This window comes from Providencia sp. PROV032, from assembly GCF_028484875.1.
GTDB lineage: Bacteria > Pseudomonadota > Gammaproteobacteria > Enterobacterales > Enterobacteriaceae > Providencia > Providencia rettgeri_E.
Genome location: NZ_JAMPSX010000006.1, coordinates 112,601 through 134,177, shown reverse-complemented (window position 1 = coordinate 134,177; position 21,577 = coordinate 112,601). Strand labels below are relative to the sequence as shown.

Below are 21,577 nucleotides of genomic sequence, written 5' to 3'. Positions count from 1 at the left end.
AATGAACGTGAAAATATTAAAATTTACTACAGCTATATCGATTGCGTTATTGTTATCAGCTTGCTTACGAGTTGAGGTCGCAACACCGGATAAGCCCATCAATATTAATATGAACGTAAAAATTGAACATGAAATCCAAATAAAAGCGGATAGACAAGTAGAAGAGTTATTAAAAGAAAATAGTGATTTATTCGGAGAGGTAAATCCCAAATGAGTCGAATTATCAAAGTACTAGCGCTATGTTCATTATTGACTACTTTTCAGGCTGTAGCAATTACAGTGGATGAAGCCAAAGAAACGGGTCTATTGGGGGAAACATTGTCAGGGTATTTAGCCCCAATTAATACAAATAATCAGGAGGCCACCAAGCTAGCAGCACAAATAAACCAAGAACGGGAAAAAAGATATAGTGAAATTGCGGCAAAAAATAACCTAAAAACTAATGACGTTGCAAGGATAGCAGGGCAGAAGCTCGTAGAAAGGGCGAACTCTGGGGAATTTGTACGTGGAATTAATGGTCAATGGCTACAAAAGAAATAAAAAGCACACTCAGAAAGTGCGCAAAATATAACAATGGTAGTTTTGAGTCTTAATAATATATTACTTAGAAAGTCTAGATCTTAAGCAATAATCGTATTTATATGGCTTTGTGCTTGTTGATGCGCTCGTTCGACTGACTCTTGGCCTAACGACGTGCCTTCAGCAAAAATAAACTCAACGTCGGTAATACCAATGAAATTTAGAAATAGTGTTAAATAAGGCACCATGGTGTCTGTTGGTGTGTCTTTGTAGATACCGCCTCGGCTCGTTAATATATAGGCACGTTTGTCTTTTAATAAGCCGACAGAACCTTGTTCTGTATATTTAAACGTGTGGCCTGAGCGAGCGATAAAGTCGAAGTAATGTTTTAAATGGGAAGAAATCGTAAAGTTATACATTGGGGCTGCAATAACAATCACATCGTGAGCCTTAATTTCCTCAATCAACGCATTTGACAGGTCCAAATGTGCTTGTTGTTGTTCTGTTTTCGTGTCACTTGGGCCAAAAGCTGCTAAAATTTCACCGTCAATCGCTGGAATTGGTTCTTTGACTAAATCTCGTACAGTTACTGTATCTGCTGAGTGTTTTTCCTGCCATTGTTGAATAAAGTAATCTGCCATTTTATTGCTTTGTGAATAGTCAGCCAGAATGCTTGATTTCAATAGTAATACTTTACTCATGTGTTCCTCTATGTTTAGGTGAAATTTTATTGGTAATGATACGTGAGGTGTAACTGATTGATAGGAAAAAAATTAGATAGCCTTCTTCAAAAAAATTGATGGTATTTTTATGTGATAACAACAATTAAAAATAAAAACAAAATTTAGCCCTCACAAATTGCGAAGTGGATTGGCTAGCGTGCATTGAAATTTATTAAAGATAAGGATTTAACAGGTGAAATCCATACTGACAGCATTAACCGCTGATATTGGACAAACTTCATTACGTGACCAATGGTTACTGAAAAAAAGAGTGCAAGGTATTGCAAAGATCCAGAACGAAAAATCGCGCTCTGCGGTACTTGACGCTATTAAAATAGATATTGAGAAAGCCAAACAAAGAGTTGAACTTAAACGATTAAACTCACCTAAAATTGTATATCCAGATAATTTACCAGTTAGCCAGAAAAAAGACGTTATTTTAGATGCCATTAAAAAGCATCAAGTTGTTATTATTGCAGGTGAAACTGGATCAGGTAAAACAACGCAGATCCCAAAAATTTGCCTTGAACTTGGCAGAGGGGTTCTAGGGTTTATTGGGCATACTCAACCAAGACGGTTAGCTGCACGTTCAGTCGCAACACGTCTTGCTCAAGAGCTTGAATGTGAATTAGGTTCAAATGTTGGTTATAAAGTCCGTTTTAGTGACCAAGTGAGTGAAACGACTCAAGTCAAATTGATGACTGATGGTATTTTGCTTGCAGAATTACAAAATGACAAATTGCTGTTGCAATATGACACTATTATTATCGATGAGGCTCACGAAAGAAGCCTTAATATCGACTTTATTTTAGGTTACTTGCGTCAATTATTACCGAGACGCCCTGATTTAAAAGTGATTATTACATCGGCAACCATTGACCCTGAGCGTTTTTCGAAGCACTTTAGTCACGCTCCGATTGTTGAAGTATCTGGGCGAACTTATCCCGTTGAAGTTCGTTATCGCCCTATTATTGGAGAGCAAAACGATAGTGACCGTGACCAAATTGATGGGATCATAGATGCGGTAAATGAACTGTCGGTTGAAGGTAATGGCGATATACTGATTTTTATGAGCGGTGAGCGGGAGATCCGTGATACTGCCGATGCGTTATCAAAACTTTCTTTACGCCACACTGAAATATTACCTCTTTTCGCAAGGCTTTCTAATAGTGAGCAAAATCGTATCTTCCATCCTCATGGGGGGCGGCGGATCATTCTTGCAACAAACGTAGCAGAAACATCATTAACTGTACCAGGTATCAAATATGTTATTGATACTGGCTATGCGCGTATTAGTCGTTATAGCTACCGTACTAAAGTGCAACGCCTACCTGTTGAAGCTATTTCTCAGGCTTCAGCTAACCAACGTAAAGGGCGCTGTGGCCGTGTTTCTGATGGGATTTGTATTCGTTTATACTCAGAAGATGACTTTCTATCACGTCCAGAGTTCACGGACCCAGAAATTTTACGGACGAATTTGGCATCAGTTATATTACAAATGACTTCTATTGGTCTTGGTGATATCTCTGCATTTCCATTTGTGGAGGCTCCTGATAAACGTAACATCCAAGATGGTGTGAAATTACTGGAAGAGCTAGGTGCAATTAAGTCCCACAAACAAGCAGATAAAGGGTATCAATTAACGGATACCGGTAGGCAGCTTGCCCAGCTTCCTGTAGATCCAAGGCTTGCTCGAATGGTGATTGAAGCACGTAGACATGGTGCAGTACGTGAGACAATGGTGATTGTTTCTGCATTATCAATTCAAGACCCGAGAGAGAGGCCATTAGAGAAACAGCAAGCTGCTGATGAAAAACATCGGCGTTTCCATGATAAACAATCAGATTTCTTAGCCTTTTTAAACCTTTGGGATTACTTAAAGGAACAACAAACACAGCTTTCTAACGCCCAATTTAGAAAAATGTGTCGCCAAGACTTTCTCAATTACTTACGTATTCGAGAATGGCAAGATTTGTATACCCAATTGCGGCAAGTGGTGAAAGAACAAGGTTTTGCCATTAATAGCTCTAAGGCTGATTTTCGGAGTATTCATGTTTCGTTATTGGCTGGCTTGCTTTCACATATTGGCCAAAAAGACGCGGATAAACACGAGTTCACTGGGGCTAGAAATGCACGTTTTACTATTTTTCCAGGGTCGGGGCTGTTTAAAAAACCACCAAAATGGGCAATGGTCGCGGAACTTGTTGAGACATCTAAATTATGGGGAAGAATTGCCGCATCCATCGATGTTGAGTGGGTTGAACCTTTAGCTGAACATTTAACTAAACATAGTTATAGTGAGCCTCATTGGTCAAAATCTGAAGGTGCGGTAATGGCATCAGAAAAAGTGACGCTATATGGGCTACCTATTGTTGCATCAAGGCAGGTTAATTATGGAAATATTGACCCATTACTGTGCCGTGAATTGTTTATTCGTCATGCATTAGTTGAAGGGGATTGGGTTACTCGTCACGCATTCTTTAAAGAAAATCTGAAGTTATTATCTGAAGTTGAAGATTTGGAGCATAAATCACGTCGGCGTGACATTTTAGTTGATGATGAAACTCTATTTGCATTTTATGACCAACGGATCCCGAATGATGTGATTTCCTCCCGTCATTTTGATAATTGGTGGAAAACGGCATCTAAGCAACAATCTGACTTGTTAAGCTTTGAAAAAAGCATGCTGATTAAAGATGACGCCAGTACTGTTTCAGCACTTGATTATCCTAACTATTGGCATCAAGGGGATTTAAAATTTCGCTTGAGTTACCAATTTGAACCTGGAACTGATGCTGATGGTGTGACAGTACATATACCTCTTGCTGTATTAAATCAGGTTCAGAATATTGGCTTTGAATGGCAAGTTCCTGGTTTGCGTCATGAGCTAATCGTTGCTTTAATTAAATCGTTACCTAAACCAATTAGACGAAATTTTGTCCCTGCACCTAATTATGCTTCTGCATTTTTAGAACGAGTGCAAGAGCCTGAAGGGAGTGTATTGGATAAACTTGAACGTGAATTACGTCGTATGACAGGTGTGACTGTTGAACGTGATTCATGGCAATTAGAGCAGCTCCCAGCTCATTTGAAAATGACGTATCGTGTTGTGGGCGACAAAAATAAAACTGTTGCGGAAGGGCAAAACCTTGATGAGTTAAAAAATAGCTTAAAAGAAAAAGTGCAAGAAACGTTGTCTGAAGTTGTGGATGATGGCATTGAGCAACACGGGTTACATATTTGGAGTTTTGGTGAATTACCTCAACGTTATGAGCAAAAAAGGGGGGGATATTCCGTTAAGGCTTACCCTGCATTAGTTGATGAAAGAAATAGCGTAGGTATCAAGGTATTTGAAACGGAACTGGAACAACAGCAAGCAATGTGGGCAGGAGTACGTCGATTGTTGCTGTTAAATATTCCATCGCCAATTAAGTATTTGCATGAAAAACTACCAAACAAATCAAAATTAGGTTTGTATTTTAACCCCTATGGCAAGGTATTAGAGTTAATTGATGACTGTATTGCTTGTGGTGTTGACCAATTAATTGCTAATTTTGGTGGTGCGGTTTGGAATGAAGTGCAGTTTGAAAAATTGAAAGAGTTTGCACGAGTAGAATTAAATGATGTGGTTGTTAATATTGCTAAGCAAGTTGAACAAATATTAACAGCGGTGTTTGCGATCAACAAACGTCTAAAAGGGCGGGTCGATTTTTCGATGGCAATAGCGTTATCGGATATAAAAACACAAATGTCGAATCTGGTGTTTAAAGGTTTTGTGACCACTCATGGTTGGAAACGCTTGCCTGATATTCTTCGTTATTTAAATGGGATAGAGCGGCGACTAGAAAAGCTGGCTATTGACCCTAACCGAGATCGTGCTCAAATGAGTAAAGTCGAGCATGTTCAGAATATGTGGCAACAATGGCTAGTAAAATTATCTCCGATTCAGAAAAATATGCCAGAAGTTCAAGAAATTCGCTGGATGATTGAAGAACTGCGAGTTAGCTTGTTTGCCCAACAGCTTGGAACGCCATATCCAATTTCGGATAAGCGAATTATGCAGGCGATGGAACAGTTGTCCCAACAACTGTAAGTATTATTTTGACTAATTGGCGCTTCACGTATTTTGTATGTGAAGCGTTTTTTATTTTTAGTTTAACTGGCGCTTTAGTTACAACATACAGGTGAGGGGGAATCATATGAGCACCGAAGATCGTACAACAGTAATTTTAACCAGTATAAGGGAAGAGAAATGGTAATAGGGGTTAATACTAGAAGGTTATTGAGGTATTGAGTATGTGGAAAATAGGAAATTACAGTAAATAGGGCTTAAATTTACGCATCAAAATTAAGCCCTTTGGTACAAAGCTAAACAACCAAATAATAGAGTGCTGGAATAGCAGCGATAGCAATAGCATATGCCATGATTTTTTCAATCATCTTTAATGGTATTTGGTTGGTTTGCTGCTGGCGAGCATAGAAAAACACCAAAATACCGGGGGCATATAAAACGACGGATAATAGTAAATTAATTAACCCTGAAGCATAAATCAGCCATAGGCCATAAAGGCTAGCAATAGATCCAACAGCAAGTAATGCCTTATTATGACGTTCAAAAGCAACCTTGACTAAAAATGCACCGACGAGGAAATAGGGGACTAATATCATTTCAGAGGCGATAGTAAGTAATGTATTGTAATTACTTCCACTAAGCCAAATAAGAACCAAAGAGAGCTGTACTGCACCATTAGTGAGCCATAGAGACGAAGATGGTGCATCATTTTTATTTAGTTTGTTGAATATTTTAGGAAATGATTGATATTGTGCTGCGATATAAGGCACTTCAGCGGCCATAATAGTCCAACTTAAATAAGCACCACAAACAGAGATAATGAGGCCAGCCGCAATAATAATATCACCACTCGAACCAATTAAATCTATCATAAGAGGGGCCATGGATGGGTTTTTTATTTCTGCAAGCTCAGCTCTTGGCATGATCCCAAGAGAAAGTAAGGTAACGAGAATATAGATAATTAAAGCAGAACTCACAGCGAAAATTGTTGCTAAGCCAACATCTCGGCGGTTTTTTGCTCTAGCTGAAACAACAACGGCCCCTTCGATACCAATAAATACCCACAATGTAATCAACATAGTATCTTTGACTTGCTCCCAAACAGGAACGCCAAATTCGATACCGCTGAAATCTGCATTGAAAATATCAAGTCTAAAGGCCAAAAAAGCTAATACAATAAATAAGCCAAGGGGAACTAATTTTGCCATTGTAGCGAGTTTATTAATTCCAGCGGCTGTTTGTACTCCACGAAGCACTAAATAGTGAACAAACCAGAGAAGTATTGATTCTCCGATCAGTGCTTGCCATGTATTTCCATCACCAAAAATGATGTTATCAGGTGTATCAGTAAAAAAACTGATCGCGGCAAATACGATAACGAGATAAGACACATTGGCCACGACTGCACATAGCCAATACCCCCACGCAGAGCAAAAACCAATTAATTCCCCGAAACCGACTTTTGCATAAGTAAATATTCCACCGTCAAGGTCAGGGCGTATCCGCGAAAGCAACAATAAGGCAAATGCCAAAAAGAGGATACCCACACCAGTAATGGACCAACCGATTATTAATGCGAGCGGGCTAGCCACTTCAGCCATATTTTGAGGGAGACTAAAAACACCGGCACCAACCATCGAGCTAAGAACTAGCGCCGTTAGAGCGGTAAGACTCAAAGTATTTTTCAAAGTAAATCCTGAACGTTCAGAAATCAAAAGTTAAAATGACGTTAAAATGCCATTACAATAATTAGTTTAACTAGCAGCCATGAAAAAAGTAGATAGAATGACTGCATGTTTTCAGTGTGTGGATTCTACGAACGAAACGACAGATATGCAATGGTAATGTATGCATTTTTTAAGGTGTTTTATGCACTTTTTTAAAAGAATGAAGGTGGATAGTGTGTGAGATGTGATTTAACGTAAACGAAGTAAATAAAAACAAAAAAACCAGCCGAGAAGGCTGGTTTTAGTATCACAGAATATTGAACTATTTAAACAAGTCAGCACTGATGGTGACACTTCCACCATTAGATTGCCATTCTCTTGTAATATGGAAATATTTAGCCCCTTTTGCTTCCGCACGTTTTGCTATTTGGTAACGTACTTCAGGCGTATTGGTGTAATATCCAGAGAATGTTATAGAGTCAAATGGAACCATTTGAGCCGCGGCTGTTTTGTTGACTTCTTCGATAACATAACCACTTGGCAGGGTCACACTAGTACGACCCGGTTGACTACTAGAGGTTTCAAAGAAGCGTCCGACTGCGGTTGTTGGTTCTTCAGAAGATGCAACACCAGGAATGCGAACTTTTTTAGCCGCTTCACCGCCTTCAGCTAATAGAGCACGGCCAGCGTCTGAATCAGCAGGAACCACTGCGTCTTCATTCAGTACTTGTCGCTTCGGCGCATCTTTCTTATAGATATAAGCTGTCGCTAGTGTGTTTCCGCCATCATTCATTGCGATATTACGAACCACATAGAACGAAGCTGCATTCTTCTCAAGGGCTTTTTTAGCAATAGCCTCATACAAGTCCGGTTGGGAAGGATAAAAACCGCTTACCGTAACGGTATCAAAAGGCTCGTATTCGGTTGCATCCGTTTTTGACATTTCCTCAACACCACCGAATACACGACGCTTCGGTGAATCAACTTCTGGTGCATCTTTTGCGTACACGTCTGCAACAACACGCATGTTGCCGCTATCACCTACATCATCAAGGCTTTGAATGTAAAAGGCATATGCCCCCATTTTATCAGCCCTACGGGAGACTGCATCGGATGCTTCATAAATAGCATTAAAGCGCCCGGTAACTGTTATACGCTCATAAGGTTTTAATTCAGTAGCCTGTTTTGGCGTCAATTCAACAGCCGCCTGAGTAGCAGTTATACTAGTTAATGACAGCACCGCGGCTGCGATGACCGTAGTTTTCAGCTTCATACAAAATCCTTCCGCCTTGCGCAATTTATTATAAACATGCTGAATCTTAGTTGTATCACATGTACGTGATTATTACACGTAACAGAACCTGTTGTCTCATGATTTTATTTTTATGAGAAATAAATATTTATTGACTAGTTAAATTTACCAGATTTTTTAAAGTATCCAGTATTTTATTGACCTAAAACTAAGATTTTCACAGCGAATTCCATTTACTGTCTAAGAATCGAGATCAATTATGGATCAGGACGCTTATTTTCAGTAGGTTATTAGAACATTAAAAATCTGTTTATGCACAAAATAAGACTTTTCTCTGTGATGATGGTCATTATTTTAGCAAACAGCCTATTAACAACATTACTTCAAGCATTAAAAAGGGAACATTATGCGTATTGGTATACCAAGAGAACGACTTGCCAATGAAGCGCGTGTTGCTGCTACGCCATCAACAGTGACTCAACTACTTAAGTTGGGTTTTTCTGTGTGTGTAGAGCAAAATGCGGGTCATTTAGCCAGTTTTGATGATGTAGCATATGAGCAAGTGGGTGCCGAAATCGTTGATCGTGACACTGCATTTGCTGCGGATATTGTTTTTAAAGTCAACGCACCTCTGGATGATGAAATTCCTTTGTTAAAAGAAGGAGCAACATTGGTGAGTTTCATTTGGCCGGCCCAGAATGCTGAGCTAATGGAAGCTTTAAAAGCTAGGAATATTAACGTGATGGCGATGGATGCGGTACCACGTATTTCACGAGCTCAGTCGCTTGATGCGCTGAGTTCAATGGCAAATATTGCAGGTTACCGTGCAATTGTTGAAGCTGCTCATGAATTTGGCCGTTTCTTTACGGGGCAAATCACTGCGGCAGGTAAGGTGCCACCAGCGAAAGTTATGGTTATTGGTGCTGGGGTTGCTGGCCTTGCTGCAATTGGTGCTGCGGGTAGCTTGGGCGCCATTGTACGAGCCTTTGATACTCGGCCTGAGGTAAAAGAGCAGGTTCAGAGTATGGGTGCTGAATTTCTTGAGCTCGATTTCAAGGAAGAGGCTGGCAGTGGCGATGGTTACGCCAAAGTGATGTCAGAAGCATTTATAAAAGCGGAGATGGAACTGTTCGCTGCACAGGCGAAAGAAGTCGACATTATTGTGACCACGGCACTGATTCCAGGCAAACCAGCGCCTAAATTGATTACCAAGGAAATGGTTGAATCAATGAAGCCGGGAAGTGTGGTTGTCGACTTAGCGGCTCAAACGGGTGGTAACTGCGAATTAACCCAAGCTGACAAATTAGTCGTGACCGACAATGGTGTGAAAATTATTGGTTACACAGATTTGCCAAGCCGTTTGCCAACACAATCATCCCAGTTATATGGCACCAACCTTGTTAACCTGATGAAACTACTGTGCAAAGAAAAAGATGGCGAAATTAATATTGATTTCGACGATTTGGTTATTCGCGGTGTTACGGTGATTAAACAAGGTGAAATCACGTGGCCAGCGCCCCCAATTCAGGTATCTGCTCAGCCGCAGGCGAAACCGCAAGCGGTGGAAAAAGTTAAAGCGCCTGAGAAAAAGATGTCACCGACGGTAAAATATGGCTTGATGGCATTAGCTATCATCTTGTTTGGTTGGTTCGCTAATTCAGCGCCAAAAGAGTTTTTATCGCACTTTACTGTATTTGCATTAGCTTGTGTGGTTGGTTATTACGTGGTGTGGAATGTGACTCATGCATTACATACACCGTTAATGTCAGTCACTAATGCTATTTCAGGGATCATCGTCGTGGGCGCCTTGCTTCAGATTGGAAGCGGTGGCTGGGTAAGCTTCTTATCCTTTATCGCCATATTGATCGCGAGTATCAATATTTTCGGTGGGTTTACTGTAACTCAACGCATGTTAAAAATGTTTCGTAAAGGATAAGGGGTAACTTATGTTGTCGAGTGGAATTGTGACAGCAGCTTACATCGTTGCTGCTATCCTGTTTATTTTCAGCCTTGCAGGGCTATCACGTCATGAAAGCTCCCAACGAGGGAATACTTACGGCATCATCGGGATGGCTATTGCATTGATAGCCACCATTTTAGGCCCTCACAGTGCAAATGTGGGCTGGATGATCGTTGCGATGGTTATTGGTGCGGTTATCGGTATTCGCTTAGCGAAAAAAGTTGAAATGACAGAAATGCCTGAACTGGTGGCTATTTTACATAGCTTCGTCGGTTTAGCTGCAGTTTTGGTTGGTTTTAACAGTTTTATTGCAAGTGAAGGGCACGCTGATGTTGTTATGGAAAACATTCATTTAACTGAAGTTTTCTTGGGGATTTTCATTGGTGCAGTTACCTTTACAGGTTCAGTGGTCGCTTATGGTAAATTATCAGGGAAAATGTCATCAAAACCGATGATGTTACCTAATCGCCATAAACTGAATTTAGCGGCGTTAGTTGTTTCATTTATTCTGTTAGTCATTTTCGTTAAAACAGAAAGTGTCGGCTTACAAGTCTTCTTGATGCTCATCATGACAGCGATTGCTTTAGCTTTTGGCTGGCATTTAGTGGCATCAATTGGTGGGGCGGACATGCCTGTGGTTGTTTCAATGCTGAACTCGTATTCAGGTTGGGCTGCTGCAGCGGCAGGTTTCATGTTAAGTAATGACTTGCTGATCGTCACAGGGGCATTGGTCGGTTCTTCAGGTGCGATTCTGTCTTATATTATGTGTAAGGCGATGAACCGTTCATTTATCAGTGTCATTGCAGGAGGCTTCGGTACAGATGGCTCTTCAACAGGCTCTGAGGAAGAAATGGGCGAATACCGTGAAATTACAGCAGAGGAAGTCGCTGAAATGTTGAAAAACTCAACATCAGTGATAATCACTCCGGGCTATGGTATGGCCGTGGCACAAGCACAATACCCTGTGGCAGATATTACGACTAAATTACGTGAGCGTGGTATCAATGTGCGTTTTGGTATTCACCCTGTTGCTGGGCGTTTACCAGGGCATATGAATGTCTTACTCGCAGAAGCTAAAGTGCCTTACGATGTCGTATTAGAAATGGATGAAATCAATGATGATTTCTCTGATACCGATACTGTACTTGTCATTGGTGCTAACGATACGGTTAACCCAGCGGCTCAAGATGACCCAAATAGCCCAATTGCAGGTATGCCAGTTCTTGAAGTTTGGAAAGCAAGCAATGTCATTGTATTTAAACGTTCAATGAATACGGGCTATGCTGGGGTACAAAACCCATTATTCTTCAAAGAAAATACACAGATGTTGTTTGGTGATGCGAAAGATAGCGTCGATGCAATCTTACGTGCATTGTAATTTAATGAGTCACTAATTCATTTAAAAATAATTAGTAAAGTAAATAAGAAGGGGGGATTGGTTAATTCCAATCCCCCCTTCTTGATATTTGAGAGCTAAATCAATTCATATGATGCAGTCTTATAAACGCATCATTTGAGGCAAAATCGTGCACAATTGGTTAGCCCTCGAGCAAAAGTAAACACTAATAAAAACGCAAATGCAGATATAGTCAGCATGCTCATCATGAGAACTCCGCCATTGAAATGGTCCATGACGTATCCTCCCACTAGACTACCAATGGTAATTAGAATTAAAAACATAAAGGTAATAAGGGCGGAACCTTTTTCGGTTAATTCTGGGACATGAACGTGCATCCACATATTGATTGTTGCAGGAACCATACCCGCAGCGATCCCCCATGAAGAAACGAATATGATACTGGTCGCCCAATTAAAATCTAAAACAGATAATGCGAGAAACGCTAAGGCTAATAAAAGTGCACTAATCGCGAAATTATAACGAACATTATATTTTCCGACATAACCCGCCAGTATATTGCCAACTACGCTGGCTACCCCAAAAAAGAGCAATAATGCTGAAATTTGTCCTTCGATAAAACCTGCGGTTTGTTTAAAGAACACCGTAAAATAATTATAGGCAGAGAAATGTGCTAAAAAAATCAGTGTGAATATAATTAACCCTTTACGTGCAATAGGGTGCGAAGGCATCAATAACAGTTCTTTCCATTGCATAGACGAAGAAGGTTTTAATGATGGTAAAGAGAAATATTGCATTAAAAATGCGACAGCACCTGCAATAACCAACGCAATATAAGGCATTCTCCAACCATAGTTATCAGATAACCAAGCGCCTAGAGGTACTCCGAGCACGGTAACTAATGTGACGGCCGAAAAGAATATTGTTACGGATGTGGTAATTGACATATTTTTAGGTGCTAGACGTATTACTAAGCCTGCTGCAACTCCCCAAAAACCCCCTAGTGCAATTCCTAATGCGAATCTACCTAATAAAACTAAGCTAAAATTAGATGCGAAAGCCGTAATTGCATTAGCTAATATCATGAGAGCAACTAAGAAAAGTAAGGCTTGGCGTCTATCAATATTTTTTGCATAGATGGGGACAAATAGAGAGGATGCCATACCTGCGATAGATGTGACAGTGACTGTAAGTCCTGCGGTACCTGTTGATATTTGAAAATCATAAGCGATGTTATTTAGCACACTAATGGCTAAAAACTCACCAGTAACAATAATGAAGCAAGCAAAAGTTGCAGATAATAGTGAAAGCCAGTTACCATTGTGCGAAGAAATATGAGTTGTTGTCATGCGCTTTCCATGAAAATTAAGTAGTTTACAAAAAAGAATGATTTTATAGTGATCGCTATAAAATCATGGCGCTATTGTTTATGTGAATTTAGGCGTTGTCAATTATTTTTATAATGATCACTATAAAATAGTTGTGGCATAGTGAATTGACTGCGAGTAAAGTGAGAATATGAATCAAATAAAACGCGGGCGGCCTAAAGGCTTTGACCAACAAGATGCACTAGCTAAAGCCATGCTATTGTTTTGGCGAAATGGTTATGTTGCAACCTCAATCAGCGATTTAACTCAAGAGCTAGGTATCACAGCGCCTAGCCTTTATTGTGCTTTTGGTGATAAAGCATCGTTGTTTAATCAATGTATTGATTATTATTTGATGAATGAAGCTTGTCCTATTTTGTCTATTGTAAAGCAAGCCAAAACAGCGAAAATTGCAATTGAATTGCTGATGTATGAAAGCGCTAAAAGGCTAATTCAGCCAAACAAGCCTGCAGGTTGTATGCTGATTACAGCGACAATGAATGGGTCAAAGCAAATCGAAGATGTGCAATTAAACGTCCAAGAAAAACGGAAAAGTTATCAGGAAATTTTACTGGCACGTATGCGTAAAGGCATTGATGATGGTGATGTTGCTCCAGATGCGCCGATTGAAGCTATCGTTGATTTTTATATAACGGTAATTGATGGTTTTACCATACAAGCTTGTGATGGAATTGATCTTGAAAGACTTAATCAAGTCATTTTTAATGCTATGCAAGCTTGGCCGATACTTAGTCAAAGTTCAGTTCAGCAATAACTTAGCCATGATAAAACTAGGTCCCAATAACATAAATATTATTGGGACCTAATAAGTTTTAGATGATTAGCTAATCATCATCAGCAGGGTTAATAGGACAAACAAAACCGTCAGGTTTAATCGCTAATAAATCACATTTTAGCTTATCGATGACATGCTCCGCGGTATTCCCTAAGAAAGCCGCTGAAATGCCTGTACGGCCCAAAATACCCAGTACCACAACCCCAGCGTGCAATTCTTCACACATATCTGGAATAATTTTTTCAGGTAGGCCTTCACGGACATGGGTATATTTTTCATCAATCCCAAATTTTTGCCGTAACTCTTTCATGGCAATTAAATGTTGGCCGCGTAGTGCATTGTTATATAAGCTCGGATCGAAATCAGGTAACTCTATGGCAATATTCATAGGAGCAACAGGATACGCACTCACTAAATGGATTTCCTGTTCTTTAATAATACGCGTTGCTAAGTCTTTTGTTTTTTCGACCAGTTTGATATTGAGGTCATCGTGATAAGATTCCTCATTTGATAAGTTAACGGCGACAACCACTGAACCGTGATCAGGCCATACTTTGTCTTTTACCATCCAAACGGGAGCAGGGCATTTTCGGAGTAAATGCCAGTCTAGTGGGGTAAAAATAATCGACTCAAAATTATCGGTTTGATGTGCCATTTTCAGTAACAGGTCATGTTCACCATTTATTACTTCCTGAATAATGGCCTCATATGGCTTGTTATGCCAAATAACTTTAATTTCAATATCAATGCCCGCTTCAAGATAGAAATGAGCTTGCTGTTTGATCCAAGCCATTTTTTGGCTTATTACACCTTTACGCATGGCATTACGTTCTTCAGGCGAAAGTAATGTTGTCATATCATATGAAAGGTCGTAAATAGGTAAAAACGCTTTTATCCGTCCACCATTACGCTGCACGATGTAGACAGCACGTCTTAATGCAGGTTGATCATCCTGATTTGGGTCAATTGCAACTAGCAGATTTTTATAGTTTGCCATATTGAAATCCTCTTGATACACGGATGTTTCCATATAGATAAACTATGATATTGAGATTAAATAGGCAAGAAATCTGGGAAAAAAAATGGAAACGGATCACTGATAACGTGATCCGTTTAGGGATATTAACATGTAATGGCTGAAACTTTACCTGCAATATCAGTCAGTTTTGTCATATCTTCGATAGTGATGTATTTACCTTTAACACTCAGCATGCCACTTTTTTGGAAACGACCTAAAAGGCGGCTAATGGTTTCAACGGTTAATCCAAGATAGTTACCGATATCCCCACGAGTCATGGTCAATCTAAATTCTCTTGGTGAAAAACCACGTTCTGCAAAGCGGTGGGATAAGTTAAGAATAAATGCAGCTAAACGTTCTTCTGCGTTCTTTTTGGATAATAAAAGGATCATTTCTTGATCGCCTTTAATTTCACCGCTCATTAAACGCATAATTTGCTGACGTAAATTAGGCATTTTGCCTGATAAATCGTCTAGAGTCTCAAATGGTATTTCACAAACCATTGAGGTTTCAAGTGCTTGTGCAAAACTTGGGTGCTGTGTATGAATGATAGCATCAAAACCAACAAGGTCTCCAGCCAAGTGAAAACCGGTAATCTGCTCATCGCCTTCTTCGGTTATTGTATAGCTTTTTATTGTACCTGAGCGGATGGCATATAATGAACGCAATTCATCACCAGCTTTAAATAAAGCTTGGCCTTTTTGAATAGGTTTTTTGCGCTCGATGATATTATCAAGTTGATCCAGTTCATGTTCATTCAGCGTAAAAGGAATGCAAAGTTGGCTAATACTGCAGTCCTGGCAATGAATAGCACAACCACCAGACTGGATGCGACGAACAACTCTTTTTTCTGGGATCATATTTAAGGCTCAATCAAGTTAAAATTATTGATATGAGTCAATTTTAACATAAGATGATGCAACTGGTAAGTAGTAAAGTATGACAGAATCGACTTAATAAACAAAAAAGCCTATCAGAGAAACTGCAAGAGATTTGTGAATTTAGATGTTAATGCTAATTTAAAGAAAATTGTTAAATATAAAGTTTGATGTAGATTAAATTTCAACCTTTAAACGATAAAAAAATGACATGTAGTGCTATTGTGATTAATACTTAAATTAATGCTAATAAAGCACGAAACATTAAACTAATTAGCATTAATTTAACACGAAAATAAATTTATGAATATCAATTTTTCAAATTAACCTCAAAAAGGAGAATATAATGACACTTACTCAACAGTCTTTACCCACTTCAATGACGGTTGTTGACATTATAGAGCCTGGCGGGCCAGAAAAACTGCGATTAATTGATAAACCATTACCTAGAGTGTCTGCAGGATATTTGCTTGTTAAAGTGGAAGCTGCTGGAGTTAATCGCCCTGATATTTTTCAGCGTAAGGGATCTTACCCTCCACCGGCAGATGCATCACCGATTATGGGACTTGAAATCGCAGGAACGATTGTTGCCAAAGCGGATGATGTAGATGAATGGCAGTTAGGCGATAAGGTTTGTGGGCTGGTGGCTGGAGGAGGTTATGCAGAATATTGTTTAGTACATAAAAACATCGCATTACCATTAGGAAGTCTTTCTTTTATCGAAGGGGCTGCGATACCTGAAAATTTTTTTACTGTATGGGCAAATGTTTTTCAAATAGGAAAACTTAAGAGAGATGAAACTGTACTTATCCATGGTGGGACATCGGGTATTGGCAGTGTGGCGATCATGTTAGCGAAAGCTTTTGGTGCAAAAGTATTAACGACGGTTGGTTCTGAAGAAAAAGTGGATGCAGCAAAACGACTTGGTGCAGATTGTGTTATTAACTATAAAAAAGATGATTTTGTTGAGGCGACGCTTAATTACACTTCTTCTTTAGGTGTTGATATGGTTGTTGATATTATTGGTGGAGACTATGTCGCTAAAAATTATCAAGTTGCCGCGAAATGTGGGCGAATTATCCAAATTGGGATGATGAAAGGTAACCCTAAAGAGTTAAATATGATGCCTTTAATGGTAAAAAGACTAACTCATACAGGTTCAACTATGCGCTCTCGGACTATTGAAGAAAAAGCATTGATCGCCCAAGAACTGAGAAAACAAGTCTGGGGTTTGTTACAAAATAGTAAAATTAAACCTATCATTAACAAAACCTATGATTTATCACAGGTGAAAGATGCTCATAAGCATATGGAGTCTGGGGATCTTATTGGTAAGATAGTTTTACTAAACAGTTAGTTGGCTCTACTTTTTGTGGTTTTTACTATTTAAGAATAACTAAAACAGAATAGTAAAAATCACATCCTCTATAACAATTTTTTTACATATTCAAGCTTTTTTAGCGTAAAAATCTCTTTACAGTTGACTAAATTTTGATTTTTTGTGCTTGCCCACAAATCAGAACGAAATTAGAAGGAGTTTGTTAATAATTTAATAGAGATCGATTATACCTATGAATAAGTTGGCCATTAACGGTTTGTTTATCAATAAATAATGTTTAAATGATATTTTTAAATGCATATCATTAATATATTGATATATCTTATAAACATAGTCCGTTATGCACTTTCCAATGATATTAAGTTAACTAACTTAAGTGCAATTAGCACGCGTTAATTGTAGTTTGAAGGTGTAGTAATGATGAATAATTTTAAAAACTCAAAAATAAATGTTGATGCATTATTTTTAGGTCCTAAATCTGAAAATGCTGTCTTTTTCAAAGAAATGATGGAGTATTCAGTTAGTGAACATATGCATTGGCGCTCTAGCTACCATCCTGAAGATCCTGAACTTATCTCTACCGTTGACCGTTATGCTCCCGAATACCGAGATACGCTTTATCGTACTGAAGGCATTCTTAATCAACTCTCTTCAAAATTAAAAACAACATCGGTTCCGTGGTTTTCTCCCCGTTATATGGGACATATGAATGCAGACACGTTGATGATTTCTAATTTGGCTTATGTCATGGCAATGATGTATAACCCCAATAATTGTGCACAAGAATCGTCACCAACGACAACGGTTTTGGAAATAGAAGCAGGGTTAGATTTATGTGCCATGTTTGGTTATGACGTACAACATGCTTGGGGGCATATTACATCTGGCGGAACGGTAGCTAACTACGAAGGGCTATGGGTAGCTAGAAATATTAAAACCCTTCCATTGGCGATTATGCAACATCCGCAATCCCAAGATCTATTAAAGGATAAAACTGAAAAAGAGTTACTCAACCTCTCTGTTTCTGAGGTTTTAGATTTAATTGATGAATTAAAGAAACGGCACATTTTCGAAGAAATTCGTGATTTGACCTGCCGTGGTGTTGGAATAGAGCAAGGAAAACTCGGTAAGTTATTGGTACCGCAGTCTAAACACTATTCATGGATGAAAGCGATGGATATTCTTGGTTTAGGCCAACAGAATATTGTGCAACTACCCGTTGATGCAAGTTATCGAACGGATGCGCATAAAATGCGGGAAACCGTATTTGCATTGATTGAGCAAGGGGAGCCAATTTTAGCCGTAGTTGCCGTTGTTGGAACCACAGAGACTGGTGCAATAGACAATGTAAAAGAAGTCATTGAGCTACGACGTGAATGTGAACAACGTTTTGGGGTTTCCTTCTATGTGCATATTGATGCCGCTTATGCGGGATACGCTTGCGCGATGTTTCGTGATGAAGAAAATCAATTTATGGAGTATGAGAACGTAATCCAACGTTATCATAGTGAAGGAATTTTTCCTGAAAACATGGTGTGGCCAAAGCGCGATGTTTATGAAAGCTTTAAAGCATTAAGCCAAGCTGACTCTATAACTGTTGATCCTCATAAAGTGGGGTTTATTCCGTATGCCGCAGGTGCCATCTGTATGAAGGATAAGCGGATTGTGGATTTAGTGTCTTATCATGCCGCATATGTATTTGAAGAAGTAGAAGAAAAACAGCGTAAAACAGAAAAAGCGCAGAATGTATTACTTGGCTCTTCTATTATGGAAGGGTCAAAAGCAGGGGCAACTGCAGCCGCGGTATGGGCTGCACATCGTTTAGTCCCGTTAAATATTTTAGGGTATGGAAAAGTAATTGCGGCAGGGATCACCACAGCCAATTGGATGATTGACAAGATAAATCAATGTGAGCCCTTTATTATTGAAGAGCGCCAGTTTTCAATTATTGCGATGCCCACACCGGACTTTCACATGATTAATTTTATGTTTCGTGAAATCGGTAACACATCTTTAGAAAAACAAAATCAATTAAATAAACGGTTATATGAATTATGTTCTTATGCCGCAGGTCGAAGTTATTCTAATGATTTTCTCACCTCATCAACCTCACTAACACATGAAGAGTATGGCGATAACCCACTGAGCTTATGCCGAGATGCACAGTTTTCTGATAATGAATGGCATAAAGTACGGTCAATTTATGTGCTACGGGCAGCGATAATGACGCATTGCTTGCGCGATAAGGCTCATTTTGAAACCTATTGGATGGAATTAAAAAATATTTTTGAAGACAAACTGCAACATCTCATTAATGAAGAAAATAAGTTAAATCATTCCAATTATAAAATTAAAATTTAATTACTTGTTAGGATCTCAATATGAAAAATCGCACACTTGGTAGTGTATTTATTGTTGCAGGTACTACGATTGGCGCAGGTATGTTAGCTATGCCTATCGCTGCCGCTGGTAATGGTTTTTTAGTGAGTTTGGCGATGTTATTAGTATTGTGGGCATTGATGTGTTACACGGCATTGCTTTTGGTTGAAGTTTACCAACATGAATCTCACGAAACTGGGATCGGTAGTGTTGCTCAACGGTACTTAGGGCCCAGCGGTAAATTTATTACAGGTTTCAGCATGATGTTCCTTATGTATGCATTGACAGCGGCTTATGTGAGTGGCGCAGGGGAAATTATTACTTCAAATTTAAAAAGTAGTTTTGCCATTGATATGGCTGATTGGATGGGAATTGTTGTATTTACCATTATTGGTGGGGGAGTTGTATGTTTTGGGACTTCATCAGTAGATTTTATCAACCGTATTTTATTTGCTGCGAAAATTGTTTTCTTAGTCATTATATTGGCGTTAATGATACCTCATGTTGAGCAACAGAATTTATTAGCAGCACCAACTGAAAAAGTCCTCATTTTATCGGCGATCCCCGTATTTTTTACCTCATTTGGTTTTCATGGCAGCGTTCCCAGTATCGTTAAATATATGGGGGGAGATGTCAAAAAACTCCGTGTTATCTTTATCATCGGCAGTGCTATCCCGTTAATCGCTTATATTTTATGGCAAATTGCAACATTAGGGAGTATTGGCACAACAACATTTGTTGGTATTCTGGCTGAAAACGCAGGGCTTAATGGGTTGCTCGATGCAATTAAGGATGTAGCTCAATCAGGAAAAACAGAATTAATCGCACAGATGTTCATGAGTTTGGCTTTAGCAACTTCTTTCCTTGGGGTCGCTTTGGGGTTATTTGACTTTTTAGCTGATTTATTTAAACGCCAAGATAACGCCTCTGGGCGCATACAAACGGGGTTACTCACCTTTGGACCACCGCTAGTTTTTGCTTTATTTTATCCGAAAGGGTTTGTGATGGCGTTAGGGTATGCTGCGATTGCACTTTCAATACTGGCCTTATTGTTGCCTAGCGCAATGGCATTCAAATCAAGATCATTAAATCAACGGAAATATCAAGTATTGGGGGGTGGGTTAGGCCTATCATTGGTATTTATTTGTGGAATTATCGTTATTGGTGTTCAGTTAGGGATTGTCTTCAACATATTACCAAATATTGGTTAATAGAATACATGTATACCAGCCAGCCATCTCTTGATGGCTGGCTCAATTCCTAAAAGCCTTTCCTAAATTTACTGCATAATTTACTCAGCTAGACAATTTACCGCACATTTTTACTGTTGTATCGACAGTTAGTCGGTATAATCCATATAAGAATGATTATCATTAGCACGTTATGCACAAAACAGATATATCTAAAGCTAGCATTTTCTGTAAAAGTAACTATTATATTAGATATATCGGTTTTAGTGCGAATAACCACTGAGAATTTTAATGGCAAGTGAACAACAACTAGACCTGTGTTTGTGTAACGGTAAAAGTGTTAGCCGTATGTTTAACCCTAAACAGTTGAGGATTTATATCCTGCATCTACTGACAGGGGGAATTAATTACGGCTATGAGCTAATAAAAAAAATTGCAGAAGAGACAGCAGGTTTTTATTGCCCAAGCCCAGGGGTGATATATCCAACTCTGACGTTGCTAGAGGAGTTAGGGTTTATTTCAGCAGGTAAAGATAATGGAAAAGGGCGAAAGTGTTATGTCATTACACCTGAAGGCCGCTGTTTTTTATTACTCAAGGCTGAAATATTGGCAGAAGTTCAACTAAAATTAAAATATGCACAGGAATTAAAAGCAGGTAATCAATTTGCAAATGAAATTGAATGTGCTGTAGACAAATTTAAGTCATTGTTAAGACACCAAATCGTGATACAACAGTTGACGAAAGAAGAGACAACAAGAGTCGTTGAGATCATTAACCGAGCAGTGGAACGAATAGAGCAAGTCAATGCCGTGTTAGTGGCAGAGGAAAAATAAAATGGCTAAAACGAATGATATTATACAAGCAAAAGAGCGTTTATATATGAAAGAAACAAGTGAAATACCACAAACTGACGTCCCGGTTTCATCTGAAAATGAACAGCCTGTAAATACGAATAAAGATGTTAAGTTTAAAGAGGTTGTATGTCCGAGTGTCCCAACTTCATATTTTAAGCGAGCTAAGAAACAAAAAATAAAATAACAATTTGGATAGTTTACAAAAT

Annotated in this window: 17 protein-coding genes; 11 read left to right on the top strand and 6 right to left on the bottom strand. The window is 39.0% G+C overall.

Translation table 11 applies throughout. From position 1 onward, the window contains the following. The first annotated feature begins 1 nt into the window (after position 1). Both PSF42_RS07025 and PSF42_RS07020 read left to right on the top strand, forming a co-directional pair. The gene (locus PSF42_RS07025; RefSeq protein ID WP_102140371.1) at positions 2-214 is read left to right on the top strand and encodes a YnbE family lipoprotein; all 213 of its coding nucleotides are present in this window, start codon (positions 2-4) and stop codon (positions 212-214) included. Further along, positions 211-540, top strand: coding sequence for a YdbL family protein (locus tag PSF42_RS07020; RefSeq protein WP_125894796.1), 330 nt, complete (start codon positions 211-213; stop codon positions 538-540). The genes PSF42_RS07025 and PSF42_RS07020 overlap by 4 nt, the downstream gene beginning before the upstream one ends. An 80-nt stretch (positions 541-620) precedes the next feature. Here the strand turns inward: PSF42_RS07020 and PSF42_RS07015 are convergent, their stop codons facing one another. Beyond that, positions 621-1,220, bottom strand: a complete 600-nt coding sequence (locus PSF42_RS07015) for an FMN-dependent NADH-azoreductase (protein ID WP_125894794.1) — start codon at positions 1,218-1,220, stop codon at positions 621-623. Between the two features lie 214 nt (positions 1,221-1,434). Here PSF42_RS07015 and hrpA point away from each other — a divergent pair, with 214 nt between their 5' ends. Continuing rightward, positions 1,435-5,334, top strand: a complete 3,900-nt coding sequence (gene hrpA, locus PSF42_RS07010; protein ID WP_272679711.1) for an ATP-dependent RNA helicase HrpA — start codon at positions 1,435-1,437, stop codon at positions 5,332-5,334. Between the two features lie 275 nt (positions 5,335-5,609). Here the strand turns inward: hrpA and PSF42_RS07005 are convergent, their stop codons facing one another. Next, positions 5,610-6,950, bottom strand: coding sequence for a basic amino acid/polyamine antiporter (locus PSF42_RS07005; RefSeq protein WP_423811142.1), 1,341 nt, complete (start codon positions 6,948-6,950; stop codon positions 5,610-5,612). Positions 6,951-7,302: 352 nt separating this feature from the next. Continuing rightward, a complete protein-coding gene (ydgH, locus tag PSF42_RS07000; protein WP_125894788.1) occupies positions 7,303-8,253 on the bottom strand; it encodes a DUF1471 family protein YdgH in 951 nt (316 codons plus the stop codon). A 385-nt stretch (positions 8,254-8,638) separates the two neighbouring features. Between ydgH and pntA the strand changes: the two genes are divergently transcribed. Together pntA and pntB are read left to right on the top strand one after the other, a co-directional pair. Then, positions 8,639-10,168, top strand: coding sequence for a Re/Si-specific NAD(P)(+) transhydrogenase subunit alpha (pntA, locus tag PSF42_RS06995; RefSeq protein WP_125894786.1), 1,530 nt, complete (start codon positions 8,639-8,641; stop codon positions 10,166-10,168). Positions 10,169-10,181: 13 nt separating this feature from the next. Further along, complete coding sequence (gene pntB, locus PSF42_RS06990) at positions 10,182-11,570, top strand: Re/Si-specific NAD(P)(+) transhydrogenase subunit beta (protein ID WP_213912844.1); 1,389 nt, start codon at positions 10,182-10,184, stop codon at positions 11,568-11,570. A gap of 131 nt (positions 11,571-11,701) precedes the next feature. Here the strand turns inward: pntB and PSF42_RS06985 are convergent, their stop codons facing one another. Further along, positions 11,702-12,898, bottom strand: coding sequence for an MFS transporter (locus tag PSF42_RS06985; protein ID WP_272679710.1), 1,197 nt, complete (start codon positions 12,896-12,898; stop codon positions 11,702-11,704). 169 nt (positions 12,899-13,067) lie between these two features. On the opposite strand from PSF42_RS06985, the gene PSF42_RS06980 reads away from it, so the two are divergent. Next, positions 13,068-13,691, top strand: coding sequence for a TetR/AcrR family transcriptional regulator (locus PSF42_RS06980; protein ID WP_004254827.1), 624 nt, complete (start codon positions 13,068-13,070; stop codon positions 13,689-13,691). A gap of 70 nt (positions 13,692-13,761) precedes the next feature. Here PSF42_RS06980 and uspE read toward each other — a convergent pair whose 3' ends face one another. Next, on the bottom strand, positions 13,762-14,709 hold the full coding sequence (gene uspE, locus PSF42_RS06975) for a universal stress protein UspE (protein ID WP_125894780.1): 948 nt from the start codon (positions 14,707-14,709) through the stop codon (positions 13,762-13,764). Between the two features lie 125 nt (positions 14,710-14,834). Continuing rightward, the gene (locus tag PSF42_RS06970; RefSeq protein ID WP_068443675.1) at positions 14,835-15,590 is read right to left on the bottom strand and encodes an FNR family transcription factor; all 756 of its coding nucleotides are present in this window, start codon (positions 15,588-15,590) and stop codon (positions 14,835-14,837) included. A gap of 364 nt (positions 15,591-15,954) precedes the next feature. Here PSF42_RS06970 and PSF42_RS06965 point away from each other — a divergent pair, with 364 nt between their 5' ends. The 5 genes from PSF42_RS06965 to PSF42_RS06945 all read left to right on the top strand — a co-directional run bounded on the left by PSF42_RS06965 (position 15,955) and on the right by PSF42_RS06945 (position 21,555). Continuing rightward, the gene (locus PSF42_RS06965) at positions 15,955-16,965 is read left to right on the top strand and encodes an NAD(P)H-quinone oxidoreductase (protein WP_213912762.1); all 1,011 of its coding nucleotides are present in this window, start codon (positions 15,955-15,957) and stop codon (positions 16,963-16,965) included. 402 nt (positions 16,966-17,367) lie between these two features. Continuing rightward, on the top strand, positions 17,368-19,308 hold the full coding sequence (locus PSF42_RS06960) for a pyridoxal phosphate-dependent decarboxylase family protein (protein ID WP_272679756.1): 1,941 nt from the start codon (positions 17,368-17,370) through the stop codon (positions 19,306-19,308). Between the two features lie 20 nt (positions 19,309-19,328). After that, positions 19,329-20,537, top strand: coding sequence for a tyrosine transporter TyrP (gene tyrP, locus PSF42_RS06955; protein ID WP_125894384.1), 1,209 nt, complete (start codon positions 19,329-19,331; stop codon positions 20,535-20,537). A gap of 270 nt (positions 20,538-20,807) precedes the next feature. Further along, a complete protein-coding gene (locus PSF42_RS06950; protein ID WP_272679709.1) occupies positions 20,808-21,350 on the top strand; it encodes a PadR family transcriptional regulator in 543 nt (180 codons plus the stop codon). Position 21,351: 1 nt separating this feature from the next. Beyond that, the gene (locus PSF42_RS06945) at positions 21,352-21,555 is read left to right on the top strand and encodes a DEAD/DEAH box helicase (RefSeq protein ID WP_272679708.1); all 204 of its coding nucleotides are present in this window, start codon (positions 21,352-21,354) and stop codon (positions 21,553-21,555) included. Positions 21,556-21,577 lie beyond the last annotated feature (22 nt).